At 42.6% G+C, this 13,971-nt stretch carries 11 protein-coding genes and 1 other annotated feature; all 11 genes read right to left on the reverse strand.

What is annotated here, in order from left to right; all coding sequences use genetic code 11:
* The 11 genes from O3793_RS02230 to O3793_RS02280 all read right to left on the reverse strand — a co-directional run bounded on the left by O3793_RS02230 (position 1) and on the right by O3793_RS02280 (position 13,895).
* Positions 1 to 1,272: a folylpolyglutamate synthase/dihydrofolate synthase family protein gene (locus tag O3793_RS02230; protein ID WP_371445288.1), complete on the reverse strand. Its 1,272-nt coding sequence runs from the start codon at positions 1,270 to 1,272 to the stop codon at positions 1 to 3.
* 107 nt (positions 1,273 to 1,379) lie between these two features.
* On the reverse strand, positions 1,380 to 4,022 hold the full coding sequence (locus tag O3793_RS02235; RefSeq protein WP_371445290.1) for a valine--tRNA ligase: 2,643 nt from the start codon (positions 4,020 to 4,022) through the stop codon (positions 1,380 to 1,382).
* Between the two features lie 58 nt (positions 4,023 to 4,080).
* Positions 4,081 to 4,295, reverse strand: a binding site (T-box leader).
* Positions 4,296 to 4,349: 54 nt separating this feature from the next.
* Positions 4,350 to 5,174 carry an alpha/beta hydrolase gene (locus O3793_RS02240; RefSeq protein ID WP_371445291.1) on the reverse strand — a complete coding sequence of 275 codons (825 nt, stop codon included), beginning with the start codon at positions 5,172 to 5,174 and terminating at the stop codon, positions 4,350 to 4,352.
* A 21-nt stretch (positions 5,175 to 5,195) separates the two neighbouring features.
* Positions 5,196 to 5,546, reverse strand: a complete 351-nt coding sequence (locus O3793_RS02245) for a hypothetical protein (protein WP_371445293.1) — start codon at positions 5,544 to 5,546, stop codon at positions 5,196 to 5,198.
* Between the two features lie 155 nt (positions 5,547 to 5,701).
* The gene (locus O3793_RS02250; RefSeq protein ID WP_371445295.1) at positions 5,702 to 6,733 is read right to left on the reverse strand and encodes a lipoate--protein ligase; all 1,032 of its coding nucleotides are present in this window, start codon (positions 6,731 to 6,733) and stop codon (positions 5,702 to 5,704) included.
* 188 nt (positions 6,734 to 6,921) lie between these two features.
* Complete coding sequence (locus O3793_RS02255; protein WP_371445297.1) at positions 6,922 to 7,683, reverse strand: CPBP family intramembrane glutamic endopeptidase; 762 nt, start codon at positions 7,681 to 7,683, stop codon at positions 6,922 to 6,924.
* 171 nt (positions 7,684 to 7,854) lie between these two features.
* Complete coding sequence (locus tag O3793_RS02260) at positions 7,855 to 9,384, reverse strand: DEAD/DEAH box helicase (RefSeq protein ID WP_048781715.1); 1,530 nt, start codon at positions 9,382 to 9,384, stop codon at positions 7,855 to 7,857.
* A 588-nt stretch (positions 9,385 to 9,972) separates the two neighbouring features.
* Positions 9,973 to 11,358 carry a UDP-N-acetylmuramoyl-tripeptide--D-alanyl-D-alanine ligase gene (murF, locus tag O3793_RS02265; protein WP_371445299.1) on the reverse strand — a complete coding sequence of 462 codons (1,386 nt, stop codon included), beginning with the start codon at positions 11,356 to 11,358 and terminating at the stop codon, positions 9,973 to 9,975.
* Between the two features lie 11 nt (positions 11,359 to 11,369).
* Entirely contained in the window at positions 11,370 to 12,443 is a 1,074-nt protein-coding gene (locus tag O3793_RS02270; protein WP_371445300.1) for a D-alanine--D-alanine ligase, read from the reverse strand.
* Between the two features lie 167 nt (positions 12,444 to 12,610).
* Positions 12,611 to 13,378 (reverse strand): hypothetical protein, encoded by a 768-nt coding sequence (locus O3793_RS02275; RefSeq protein ID WP_371445302.1) that lies wholly within the window; start codon positions 13,376 to 13,378, stop codon positions 12,611 to 12,613.
* A gap of 211 nt (positions 13,379 to 13,589) precedes the next feature.
* A complete protein-coding gene (locus O3793_RS02280; protein WP_371445303.1) occupies positions 13,590 to 13,895 on the reverse strand; it encodes a hypothetical protein in 306 nt (101 codons plus the stop codon).
* Positions 13,896 to 13,971: the final 76 nt, after the last annotated feature.

Genomic DNA, 13,971 nt, shown 5'->3' on the forward strand with positions numbered 1-13,971 from the left:
CTATTCTTCTTTGGGCTTACGGTTCTTCCACCAATGTCGAACTTCAGCAATAAAATACAATGACCCCGTCACCCATAATTCGCTCCTGTCGTCTGTTGAGCTGGCGAAACGGTCGATGATGTCTTCAAAGCTTTCTTCATAGGAAATCTTGCGAGAATCCAAGTACGCTTCGACATCACTTCTAGCAATCGACAAACCTCTAGAAGGATGAAAACTCGTTAAGATAATATTCACATCAGGAAGAGCTTCCTGCAATCTTAGAAGCATCTGTTGACTATCTTTTCGAGTGAGCGCGCTAAATAACAGCGTCTGTTTCTTGCCAACACGAGCCGTCATGTTTTGAACGAGTCGCTCGATGGCCGGCAAATTATGAGCACCGTCGATGATCACAAGCGGTGTCTCTTGCAACACTTCCATGCGCCCTGGCCATGAAACGACAGGGAGCGATGCCTCAATGAACTCAGCCTGCACGCTTCTTCCAGTGGCTTCCATCCACGCACGAAATGCTCGAATCGCAACGGTCGCATTCTCCTTCTGGAAGGCTCCTTTGAGAGCTAGCTGCTTTAGCGGAATCGTCAGTGATGTGTCTTGATACGAATCTTCAATTAGAAAGAAGCCTTCGCCAAACGCCTGCACTGTTGCGCCTTTCTCACTAGCAATCTCACGAATCACATCCATACATTCACGCGTGACTGGCCCGACAACCACTTGCTGCCCAGCCTTAATAATCCCTGCTTTTTGCGCCGTAATTTCTTCCAACGTACTTCCGAGTAAGTCTTGATGGTCCAACCCAATCGTCGTAATGACACTGACGAGTGGATGGCCGACATTCGTATTATCGAGAAGACCACCAATCCCGACTTCAATAATCGCAAGGTCGACGCCTTCCTGTTGAAAGACGACAAACATCATCGCCGTTAAAATCTCGAAATAGTTAAAGGCTCCCCACTCTTCCAATAAGCGACTCTCCACCCCTCTTATAACGGATGCTGCTTGCCAGAACGGCTCCTCCCCTAGAGGCACTCCGTCTAGCTGAATCCGTTCCCTAATACTGTCCATATGCGGTGAAGTGAATGTCCCTACTCGCAATCCATGTGCCTTCGCAAAGGCTGTCATCATCGCTGCTGTGGACCCTTTTCCATTCGTCCCAGCAATATGAATACTCTTCAACCCATGTTCTGGATTTCCAAGTGCTTCTAGGATAGCCTCCATTCGGTACAATCCATGTTTCCTCGGAATACTCTCGCTCTTTTTTAACCACTCTTGAAGCATTCACTCACCTCCTGTTTTCCTCATTTATCATAACAGAAAATTGCCCACCGGAACATACAAAAGAGAGCGCATGACACTTCATACGCTCTCCCCACCGTTACAACGGATTAGATTTTTTTCAATGTTGCGATACGTTCTAACACTGCTTCACGTTGTGCTTGATAGTCCGCACCTTTTGCACGTTCAGCTTCAACAACTGCTGCAGGAGCTTTTGCCACAAATTTCTCGTTCGATAATTTCTTCTCGACACGATCCACTTCTTGTTGCAATTTCTCTGCTTCTTTTTCAAGACGAGCGATTTCGTCTTCGATGTTGATTAACCCTGCTAATGGTAAGTAAATTTCAGCACCTGTGATAACAGAAGTTACCGCATCAGATGGTGCTTCAACATCTTCACCATACACGAATTCTTCTGGATTTGAGAAGCGTGCAATGTAAGATTCGTTTTCTTTCAAGATCGCGTAGTGCGCAGCGTCGCTCACTTTCGCAATGATGTTAATTGGTTTTGATAATGGTGTGTTCATTTCGTTACGAACCGTACGTACTGAACGGATGAAGTCCATTAAGAATTCCATTTCTTCAGCTGCCTTTTCATCCATTTGTTCTGGGTGAACTGTTGGATAAGTTGCGACCACTAATGATTCCCCAACGTGAGGAACAGATTGCCAGATTTCTTCTGTCACGAAAGGCATGATTGGGTGTAATAGACGTAATGTGTTGTCTAATACATATACAAGAATGCTACGTGTTGTTAATTTCGCAGCTTCGTCGTCCCCTGCTAATGTTTCTTTCGACATTTCGATATACCAGTCACAGAAATCATCCCAGATGAAGCGATATAAAAGACGTCCTGCTTCACCGAATTCGAATTTCTCGAAGAGTTCTGTCACTTTGCCAATCGTTTGATTCAAGCGTGTTAAAATCCATTTATCTGCAAGAGTCTTCTCACCAGTGATATCCACTTGGTCCGCTGTTAAATCGCCCACGTTCATTAATGCGTAACGGCTTGCGTTCCAAATCTTGTTGATGAAGTTCCATGCAGCATCCATCTTGTCTGTTGAGTAACGAACGTCTTGCCCTGGAGCAGAACCGTTTGCTAAGAACCAACGAAGCGCATCGGCACCATATTGCTCGATAACCTCCATTGGGTCAACCCCGTTTCCAAGAGACTTACTCATCTTACGTCCTTGGCTATCACGAATTAATCCGTGGATAAGAACGTTCTTGAATGGACGTTTACCTGTAAATTCTAACCCTTGGAACATCATACGGCTTACCCAGAAAGTAAGGATGTCGTACCCTGTTACAAGTGTGTTTGTTGGATAGTAACGTTTGTAATCAGCTGAATCTTCATCTGGCCAACCCATTGTTGAAAATGGCCATAATGCAGATGAGAACCAAGTATCTAATACGTCTGGATCTTGTGTCCAGTTTTCGCTGTCGCTTGGAGCTTCCATACCTACATAGACTTCGCCTGTTTCTTTATGATACCAAGCTGGAATTTGATGTCCCCACCATAATTGACGTGAAATTACCCAGTCGTGAATGTTTTCCATCCAACGTAAGTACGCATCATTGAAACGTGGTGGGTAGAAGTTTACAGTGTTGTCGCCTTCTTCACGTTGCGCATTAATCGCTTGCTCTGCCAAAGGTCCCATTTTTACGAACCATTGTTTTGAAAGACGTGGTTCAACAACGACATCTGTACGTTCTGAGTGACCAACGCTGTGTAAATGTTTTTCGATTTTCACAAGAAGGCCAGCTTCTTCTAAATCTTTCACGATGGCTTTACGCGCCGCAAAGCGGTCCATACCTTCGTATTTACCGGCTAACTCGTTCATTGTCGCATCATCGTTCATCACGTTAATACGAGGTAAGTTATGACGGTTCCCTACTTCAAAGTCGTTCGGGTCATGCGCTGGAGTGATTTTTACAACCCCTGTTCCGAAATCTTGCTCAACGTATTCGTCAGCGATGATTGGAATTTCACGGTTCACTAACGGCAAGATAACTGTTTTACCGATAAGCGCTTGGTAACGTTCATCGTCTGGGTGAACCGCAACCGCTGTATCTCCAAGAAGTGTTTCTGGACGAGTCGTTGCGATTTCTAGGAATCCACTTCCGTCTGCTAGAGGGTAGTTCATATGATAGAACGCGCCTTCTACGTCTTTATGAATTACTTCGATATCAGATAATGAAGTCTTCGCTTTAGGGTCCCAGTTGATGATGTATTCACCACGGTAAATTAAGCCTTTTTCGTATAATGTAACGAATACTTTCTTCACGGCGTCAGATAAGCCTTTATCTAATGTGAAACGTTCTCTGCGGTAGTCTACAGAAATTCCCATTTTTGCCCATTGTTCACGGATATGGCTGGCATATTCTTCCTTCCATTCCCATGTTTGTTCAAGGAACTTCTCACGGCCAAGGTCGTAACGAGATAAGCCTTCTCCGCGTAATTTTTCTTCTACTTTTGCTTGTGTTGCGATACCCGCATGGTCCATCCCTGGTAACCATAAAGTGTCGAACCCTTGCATGCGTTTTTGACGGATAATCATGTCTTGTAACGTTACGTCCCAAGCATGTCCTAAGTGTAATTTCCCTGTTACGTTTGGTGGCGGGATAACGATTGAATAAGGTTCAGCGTTTGGATCTTCGTTTGGATGGAAGACGCCTGAATCAACCCACCATTGATATTTACCAGCTTCAACTTCTTGTGGTTGAAACTTAGATGACATTTCTTTAGCCATTGATTTTCCTCCTTGTATCTTGTTTGTGTCCAATAAAAAAATCCTATGAAGACACTCTCCATAGGACGATTAAATTCGTGGTACCACCTAATATTCGCGTAATCATTTATTACGCCTCGATGTTGGTAACGAAGTGTCGTCTCCGTACTCTATTACTTCTTTTCGTAGAGTAAGCTCACAAGCTACCTTCAAATGAATCTGCTAGGAAGTTTCACCCAGTCTTCCCTCTCTCGTAAACAAAGTCATTTTACTCCTCTTGTTCATCGCTCTAATATACAAAATATTCTACCATTATGGCGATGTGCTTGCAACAATATCGCGCTCGTCTTACGATTTCACGTTCCCGCTAGACACGCCTTGGCCTGCATCTTCTGGAATCCACCAGTCTAGGAACTGCTTCATCGCCCAGTCCCAGAAATCCCATTCGTGTCCGCCGACGTGCTCTTTATACGTTAGCGACACTCCTTGTTCTTTCAAAAAGCTGCTATAGCTACGGTTGTCTTCCAAAAGCCAATCTTCCGTACCACATGCCATAAAGACCGAGAGCGCGTCCTTACGCTCCATTGTTTGGACGGCATGATACAACTGATTGCCTTCTGTAATAAAGGTCTCCTCATCTTTGAAGACCGCCTCCAAAAAGCTTTTTCTTAAAAAGAACGGTGCTTCTGAAATCTCTTCTGGTGGAATCGCCTGTTTCTTAATTGCGCTAGAGAAAGCCCCAATGACGCTAAAGGTGTCTGGATATTTGATGCCGTTTCGAAGCGCCCCGTATCCACCCATCGAAAGCCCGGCAATGCCTAAGTCTGCACGTTTTCGAGAAATAGGAAACATGCGGCGTGAGATTTCTGGAAACTCCACCCCAATAAATTCTCCATAATTCGTATAGTTCCACGGTTGGTCTACGAAAAAATGATTTTCCCCTGAAGGCATGATGAGGGCGAGATTTTTCTCTTTTGCATATCGAAGAATTCGCGTCTGATTGACCCAATCCTGATCACTGCCCAATACTCCGTGCAGTAGCACCAACGCTTTGTATGGACCTTCCGAGAGATACTGATTATTGAAGTCCACCGCATCGCTAGGCAAGTAGACTGACAGCGGGATGGTTCTCATTAATGTTTTTGAAAAGAATGAAACGTGTAAAAGTGCCATATGACGCCTCCATAAAAACTATTATTTTTTAAAATAACGATTCACTACCGTCACTAAGCCAAAGATAAACGTGAATTTAACGACGGATTTTTGCCACGACTCCCATTGCTCATACCCAAAAAAATGATTCATGATGAGGATAAAAGCAATAGTGGCTACCATGCCCATAAAAATGACAACTCCAGCCCGATTGAATTTTTTGAGTTTATCCGGATTATCCCGATTCAACCAAGAATAAAAGGCAGTACCAGCAACTATCGCATTCACAATAAACAGCGCGATATCTTGACGAAATAGTAGCTGATAGATGGCATTTGCACCACTGATGAACCCAAATACTATAGTAACAATTTCTCTAACTTTTTGACTCATTTCCAACAACCCCTCTCCCTAAAAACGGATTCCTGAACTTATCTCTATTATACTGCTCCCCCCAGCGTTTTTACAATACGAGAGAGCAAAAAAAGAACCCAGCATTACTGCTAGGTTCCTGTTGCATCATCGGCCTCTATAGCCGAGTTTCTATTTTATTCTTCTACCCCTAGTAATAGGTTCACTAGGATATCCACTGTAACATTACCGAAGTAACGGCGGATGTCGATTGCTTCGAAGGCTGTTGTTAAGTCATCGCGGTTGTATCCTACGCCCACTAGCGCATTTTCTACATCGCTGATTTCCCCAAGACCGAAGAAGTCTCCGTTAATCTTAATGTCTTTAATGGCATTCTTTTCAACGTTCAAGCTGAACTCGATTTGTCCGGCTGGTGTACGTTTTGATTGCTTGAATTCGAATTTTGGATTCTTTCCGTAGTTCCAATCTGGGTTGTTGAAGTACTTGCTGCGTAATTCTTCTACACGCACCCAGTCTTCATCCGTTAGAACATACTCTTTAATCGTTGATGTATCTTCCACATTGAAGATGTTTTTCAAGAGCACTTCGCGGAATTGTAAGATGTCTAAGTCTTGGTATTCAGGCGCTAAGTAAGGTTTGATATTTGTCACGCGTGAACGAACCGACTTGATTCCTTTTGACGCAATTTTCTCTTGTTTTGGACGTAAAATTTGTGGCAAAATGCTCACATCTAGATCCAACATTAATGTTCCGTGCGCTGTTAAACGGCCATTGTTTGAGTACATTGCATTTCCAGAGAATTTCTTGCCGTCGATGAGAAGGTCGTTACGCCCTTGTAACTCTGCCCTTGTTGCTCCCATTTTATGGAGTGCTTCAATCACGGGTTCTGTGAATTTTCCGAAATCACGGAAGCTATCGCCATCATCTTCTGTAATGAAGCAGAAGCAGATATTTCCCATATCATGATACACGGCTCCACCACCTGAGAAACGACGAACCACTTGTACGCCAAGCTTATCTACACCATCTTGATTGATTTCTTCGATGGTATTTTGGTTTTTCCCGATGATAATCGCATTTTCGTTAACATAAAATAACAAAATTGGTTCATCGAGTTTCTTTTCGTTTAATAAGAAATATTCGATGGCTAAGTTTGTCGTTGCATCGTAGATTTCTTGTCCATTACGTTGATTTTTTACATAATACATCTGAAAGTCTCCTCGCTTTTACTGATATCACTAGCGCTATCATACCATAACCCTCCCCTTCACACATAAGAAAGAAGCTTGATTTTACACTGTTTTTACTCCACTCCAACACTCAATTACCATATATGGTAATTGCAGCTTTTCAACAAGAAAAAACGCACCCATTCCAGGATGCGCTTTGTAAAATATTAGTATGCCCATGCAATTAGCAAGTAGATGAAGGTTGAACCAAACATATCTGCCAATGCGTGCATAAGGAAGAATGGTAATAAGTTTTTGACCACTTTCTTGTACATGAAGTAGTAGAACAATCCGTACACGACTCCGATAATAATTGCCCACAACATTCCTTGATACGTATGGAATGAGAAACGAACCAGTGTTGAGAATGCTAAAGCCTTCCACTGATGCTCTTCCTTCACTGATGTCATTAATCCAAGGAAGAAGAACTCTTCGTAAAATCCATTTAATAGCCCATAAGCGATGGCCATTGGAGATAACGCTAAGAACTTATTGATGATTTCCTGTGGGTTCATGAACGGAACGAGCGCTGGGTCGAAATAGTTGTATTCGCCGCTCAGCGTTGTTACGACGTCGCCGAACAGTCCGACCATCGTGAATAATACCGGTACCCAGATAAGTACAGACCAGTGAAAACGAATCTTCAACTGCTTGAAGTCGTAATGACGGATGACTAAGTACAAGAGTGCAATCGCTAGTAAAATCACCTGTAAGGTAAAGTTACTCGAATACGCTGCCCCGTCGCTATAGGACGTTGTCGTCTCGGTATACGGTTGGATCACTTCCGTCACTGGTTGTAAACTCTGTAGAAATTGTTGCGTGGATCGGATGATAAACTCCCCGAACATGATAATCGTCACGATGAGGATGTCATACCACTTTAAAGTTTTTAATGGTTCTTTTGGTCTATTTTTTGTTAAAACAGTCATGATTGTATCCCTCTTTTCCTTATTGTATCAAAACACTGTTCTATTGAAAGAAAATCGCTTGTTGCTTTTTGCGTCTTCCTTAATAAGAGAATACTCCTTAAAACTAAAATGAACCTAAAATAAAAAATTTCCACAAAAAAAGTGACTCCTTAATAGAAGTCACTTCCCTTATTATTTCTGACGGATGGTAAAGCCTTTGTCAGATTTCTTTTTGTTGTTACGGCGGCGAGAATCTTTCCCTTTATATCCGCGTGTATATTCGTCTTCTAAGCCACGGCCACGACGGTCTTCTTTACGCTTGAAGCTTCCTTTTCCGTTACGTCCGCGGTTGTCTTTACGGTCGCTACGGTTGTAATTTCCACGGCTGTTGCCACGTTTGCGGCTTGGCAATGGACGTTCTGGCGTGATTTTAACTGGAATTTCAGTTGGGTCTTTAATCATGCTCTTAAGTAATAGAGCTGCCAATTCTTCTGGTTCGTACTCGTCTAATAAGTAAGATACCGCTTCTTTGAAACGTCTTGGTTCCACAGTTTTCATCATTTCGTCGATAGACTCGATAGCTGTTTTTGTTTGTCCTTCCAAGGCTTCTGTTTGCGTTGGTGGACGAAGGCTTGTCATACGTTTGCGTGTTAATTCTTCAATCACACGTAAGTAATCCATTTCGTTTGGTGTCACGAATGTTACAGACATTCCTTCTTGCCCCGCACGGCCTGTACGTCCAATACGGTGTACATAGCTTTCTGGATCTTGTGGGATATCGTAGTTGTAGACGTGTGTGACGCCTGAGATATCTAGTCCACGAGCTGCCACGTCTGTAGCAACTAAGATGTCTAAATGGTTGTTCTTGAAGTCACGAAGAACGCTCATACGTTTTTGTTGGCTTAAGTCCCCGTGGATTCCTTCTGCACGGTAGCCACGCATTTCAAGTCCGCGTGCTAATTCATCTACACGACGTTTTGTACGTCCGAATACGATGGTTAATTCAGGCGTTTGAACGTCTAATAAACGTGTCATAATGTCGAATTTCTCGTAGTCTTTACATTTTACGAAATATTGATCGATTAATGTCGCTGTCATCTCATTTGATTTGATACGAACATGTTCTGGATCTTTCATAAATTGAACACCGATACGTTTAATATCATCTGGCATTGTCGCAGAGAATAAAAGCGTTTGGCGGTTTTCTGGAACTTGTTTGATAATCGATTCGATATCTTCCAAGAATCCCATGTTTAACATTTCATCCGCTTCGTCTAAGACAAGTGTTTCCACTGTCGCAAGCTTCAATGTACGGCGTGAAATGTGGTCTAATAAACGACCTGGAGTTCCCACAACGATTTGTGGATTTTCTTTTAATTGGCGAATTTGACGGTTAATGTCCGCGCCACCGTAAACAGCTTGTACACGAATTTTTTTGTCGCGTCCGAGACGGAACAATTCTTCTTGTGTTTGAATCGCAAGTTCACGAGTTGGTGCGATAACAAGTCCTTGTACGCCTTTTTTACTTGGGTCGATTTTTTGAAGCATTGGCAAACCAAATGCAGCTGTTTTACCAGTCCCTGTTTGCGCTTGTCCAATCACATCTAAGCCTGCTAGGGCCTTTGGAATGGTTTGTGCTTGAATTGGAGTTGCTTCCTCAAACCCCATTTTTTCGATAGATTCTAGTAAGGCAGAATCCAATCCTAATTCATTAAATTTCATATTTTCCTCCTTGGATACTTCGGTGAGAAGCACACGAGGGATTTCCCTTCATAACAAAAGTCTGGAGCTTTTCGTAAGAGCACCAGACTTCTACAATCGTTTAAATTTCAAACTATCTATTATAAATGTGTGTACATTTCTCAACTCAGCGAATAGTATAGCACGCATCCAGCGAGAATGCAAAGAATACAGACCGCCGACTCCTGCTTTTTATTCTTTGAAAAATGCTTAAGGAATAAGAATTTACGGGCTCCAAATCCTTGCGGATTTATCAATAATAGCTGTAATGGGGCACCGGCTTGAGCCACGGTCTCAAGCTCTTTCAAGATTCAAACGTACTCTAGAAAATAAATTTTCAAGAGTACGTAATTCACTTTGAATGCTATCCCCCATTACTGCTACTATTGAATCCGCTAGATTTTCCGCCCGTAATCACAGCGCATTCCAAAGTAAAAAAGCGGGAGGAGGCGGGTAGGTTTGCTTCTCCTGGTGCGGTTGAGAAATGGGACACTTTATAAAAGCTTTTCTCAGGGAGGGGACGAAAAAAGCGAGGGACGGTGGTGCGTCTCTCGCTTTACTTTATATTTGTTATTCTGCTTTTAAGGTATCGACAACTGCTAGTAAGCCTGTGCCGTTGCTTGATTTAATAAGAACTTGGTCGCCTTCTTTGAGTTCAGCCTTCAAGTCAGCAATCAAGGCTTCTTTGTCCATGTAATGGTGAAGAGCTGCTGAATCGAACTGTCCTTTCAACGCATCATAGAGTGCTTCCATTTCTTCGCCATACAAGTACACAAGTGCGACTTCGCTTGGAGAAATGACTTCTGAGATGCTGGCGTGCAATTCTTTCGAATGTTCTCCGAGTTCGCGGATATCCCCAAGAACGAGGACGCGACGGCCTGCTGCTTCGACTGAAACAAATGATTTAATGACCGATTTCATCGCGATTGGGCTGGCATTGTAAGCATCATTTAGGATGGCTACGCCGTTTTGCCCTTTCACCCATTGCGTACGGTTCTTCGTCAATTCGAAATTCGCTAAGGCAGACACGATATCTGAAAGTGGAACATCTAATGTGCGTGCAATTTCAATCGCAAGTAGTGCATTTGAAACATTGTACGCGCCAAGGACTGGTAATGTTACCGCCACTGTTTCCGTTGGAGTCACTAATTCAAACGCTGTGTGGTCTGAATACAGTTCGATATTTTTAGCTGAAAGTTCCTTGCTTCCTTCGCCGACTGTAACGATTTTGAAGGTTACTGGTTTTTCAGCTTGTGCAATCCCTGCTGTAATTAAGTCTTCATGCGCTGGATAAATAAAGGTTCCATTTTCTTGTAGTCCAGAAAGGATTTCAAGTTTGGCTTTGGCAATGCCTTCCTTGCTTCCCAATTGTTCCATATGCGACTCACCGATAAGCGTAATCGCAACGACTTCTGGGCGTGCTAATTTTGATAAGAATTCGATTTCGTGGAATTCGCTCATTCCCATCTCTAAGACAAGTGCTTGCGTTGATTCGGGCATATCTAAAATCGTTTGTGGTAAGCCGATATCGTTATTGAAGTTTCCTTGTGTTTTGTAGACACGGTAGCGTGCACCAAGAGCCGCTGCTGTCATATCTTTTGTCGTTGTTTTCCCAGAACTACCTGTGATTCCAACGATGCGTGGTGATACTTTTTCTAAGTACCATTTCGCTAATTTTTGAAAAGCTTGAAGTGGGTCATCCACCCAAATGGCGCAGATTCCATCTGGTGGCGTTACATCTTGTTTGCCCCATAACACAGCTGTTGCGCCTGCTTGAATCGCTTGTTCAATATAATCATGTCCGTCTGTTTGACCTTGAAGTGGCACGAAAAGGCTGTTTGGCCCTAATTTTCGTGTGTCGAAAGCCACAGATTCGATGACTTCAAATCGATGTGCTGATTGATAATCAATCGCTTCGACGGCTTTTGTAATTTCAGCAACTGTTCCAATACTCATCTTTCTACCCCTTATCTCGCGTGACGATCGTTATAGCGTTTCAACGCTAATTGAATGAGTTCTTCGACTAAATCTTTATAGGAAATGCCCATTGCTTCCCAAAGTTTTGGATACATACTAAATTGTGTGAACCCTGGCATTGTATTCACTTCGTTAATAAACACTTCGTTTGTTTCGGTTAAGAAGAAATCACAACGTGTTAAGCCACTACCGTCAATAGCTCGGAATGCTGTTACGGCATACTCACGAATTTTAGCAGAGACTTCTTCAGGAATCGCTGCTGGAATTTGAAGTGTTGTTGTGTTGTTAATGTATTTCTCGTTGTAATCGTAGAAGCCTGCTTGTTTCACGACTTCCCCAACCACAGATGTGTTCACTTCGTCGTTTCCAAGAACCGCTACTTCGACTTCGCGTGCGTCGATTCCTTGTTCTACGACGATACGGCGGTCATATTTCAATGCTTCTTCGATGGCTGCTGTTAATTCTTCACGGTTTGTCGCTTTAGAAATCCCAACACTAGAACCCATATTCGCTGGTTTCACGAACACTGGATAGCGTAATGTTCCTTCCACACGTGTGAAGATGGCTTCTGGTGATTTTTCGAAATCAGCTTTCACAAAAGGTACGAATGGCACTTGTGGAATGCCTGCTTGCTGGAATAAATGCTTGCTGGCAATTTTGTCCATTCCGTTTGCGCTGGCTAATACGCCACAACCAACATATGGTAAGTCTAAGATTTCGAACAATCCTTGAATCGTTCCGTCTTCTCCGTTTGGTCCGTGTAAGATTGGGAATACTACTGTATCTGGTCCAGCGATATCGCATGGTTGGATGCGAACGCCTGTTGATGTTTCGCCTTCAGTTGTTGCAAAATGCGCTACAGACCCTTCTGTTAAACGAAGCGCTTGGTCAAAGGCTACAGGAGCTTTTAACGCTTCTCCTTTTAACCATGTTCCTTCTTTTGTAATGTACACTGGTTGCACATCGTAATACTCGAAATAAATTTCTTTAATAATTGAACCGGCTGTTAAAATTGAAATATCGTGCTCTGCACTCTTTCCGCCGTAAATTACTACAATTTTCATATGAATCCTCCAAACTATTCGCGTGCTGCGAACCGCCTCATTTAGGCTCTTCGAACGTTATTTTGAAAATAACCTTGCACTTTTCAGTATAACAAAACGGCCCAATGGTTACAAGTTACGGCCAAGGGATTAAAAAAGCACCTCTCACAACCTTTGTGAAAAGTGCTTTAAATAGCGTCATTCGTTGGAAGTTTCGCTGAAATCTTCCAGTTTTGATACGTTTCGCTATACGCGAGTTGTCCGATGCGGACGTTTTGTGTCACTTCTTTATCGGCATAATGATAACGGTCTTCTGTTAAGAAGATTGGCACTTCGTAGCTGTCTTCTTTCTTTGTGACTTTATCAAAAGCTAGGCTGATTCCTTCACGATACAATGGCATCATTTCTTTGAGCGCTTCGATGGAAATCGCTGAAGCCACTTTGTCGGCACCAAAGAATAAGAACTTCGGTGTCTCGTTTAAGATATCTGTCATCTCGATTTGGACTTGCGCCGATAAGATAGGCAAGAATTGCTCAATTTTACGGTAGTATACTTTCGAGTAGCCATTTTCAAGTGACAAGTAAATAAAGTTGTTTTGTAATTTATAGAAGAACGGCGAATGCAAGTGCGTCTTCGCGTGCGAAATATATAGCAAGTCTGCAATCTCTTGCGGCGTTAATTGATGAACGAAATCAATCGAATCAAAGTCCACCCAGTTCGATGGCGCCTCTTTGCCTTCTTCCACCCCTTGGAGATACGCTAACACATTTTTACGCCCCTTCACCCACATGAAGCCCGTATATGGATCGTGTGTGGCAAGGCTGGACTTCCCGTTTAAGAGAAGTAGGTTTTGCGGAATCTCAGACTGTGGTAAGGCAGACAAATGGAACGCTATCGACTTCGTTAGTACATGGTTCGATACGCTATCGTAATGGATATATAATTGTTTAGCCACAGTCTCACCTCCATAGAGTTTATCATGTTCCATTATAAAGGATTTCTTTCTACTAAAACATATATATTAGATTACATTTTTACGTGTGAACCGCTTTCTTCTGTAACAATTTAGCAACATTCTAAAGTGGATTCTCCACCCTTTATACGCAAAAAAGGGTTGAAATGATTTCTTCAACTCTTTTTCTTTCCTTCTACAGGTTAGTCCATTCTTAGCATTTGACTTTCTGAGTGATTCTTTTCACCGCAATGTCTATTCTTTCAATCACTTCCCAATAATCTTTTGGAAAGCTCTTTAATTCAACAATATCCACAGGGTCAAAATGATACACTAAATGACGAATCAATTGGTGATGAAGAAAAACAAGATCTTTAAAGTCCTCTAATGAAATATATTCCAACCCTTCAATATACGCACATAATTCCTTATAAGATTCTTCGTGAAAGAGGCTTTCCTCATGTAGATAATAAAAGAACGTTCCCTCTTCCAGTAGTACATTTTTTCTAATAAACGACATCCATCTAACCTCTTTTCTTATCGTTAAAAAGTTTCACTTTCTGAAAACAAAAAGACTGAGGAGCCCCCAGTCTAAT

It is taken from the genome of Granulicatella sp. 20925_1_28 (assembly GCF_041433575.1).
Classification (GTDB): domain Bacteria; phylum Bacillota; class Bacilli; order Lactobacillales; family Aerococcaceae; genus Granulicatella.

Excerpts from the sequence above, each read along its gene's own strand:
- O3793_RS02230 (WP_371445288.1), bottom strand. The coding sequence starts at position 1,272 with ATGCTTCAAGAGTGGTTAAAAAAGAGCGAGAGTATTCCGAGGAAACAT.
- O3793_RS02240 (WP_371445291.1), bottom strand. The coding sequence starts at position 5,174 with ATGGCACTTTTACACGTTTCATTCTTTTCAAAAACATTAATGAGAACC.
- O3793_RS02235 (WP_371445290.1), bottom strand. The coding sequence starts at position 4,022 with ATGGCTAAAGAAATGTCATCTAAGTTTCAACCACAAGAAGTTGAAGCT.
- O3793_RS02255 (WP_371445297.1), bottom strand. The coding sequence starts at position 7,683 with ATGACTGTTTTAACAAAAAATAGACCAAAAGAACCATTAAAAACTTTA.
- O3793_RS02260 (WP_048781715.1), bottom strand. The coding sequence starts at position 9,384 with ATGAAATTTAATGAATTAGGATTGGATTCTGCCTTACTAGAATCTATC.
- murF (WP_371445299.1), bottom strand. The coding sequence starts at position 11,358 with ATGAGTATTGGAACAGTTGCTGAAATTACAAAAGCCGTCGAAGCGATT.
- O3793_RS02270 (WP_371445300.1), bottom strand. The coding sequence starts at position 12,443 with ATGAAAATTGTAGTAATTTACGGCGGAAAGAGTGCAGAGCACGATATT.
- O3793_RS02280 (WP_371445303.1), bottom strand. The coding sequence starts at position 13,895 with ATGTCGTTTATTAGAAAAAATGTACTACTGGAAGAGGGAACGTTCTTT.
- O3793_RS02245 (WP_371445293.1), bottom strand. The coding sequence starts at position 5,546 with ATGAGTCAAAAAGTTAGAGAAATTGTTACTATAGTATTTGGGTTCATC.
- O3793_RS02250 (WP_371445295.1), bottom strand. The coding sequence starts at position 6,733 with ATGTATTATGTAAAAAATCAACGTAATGGACAAGAAATCTACGATGCA.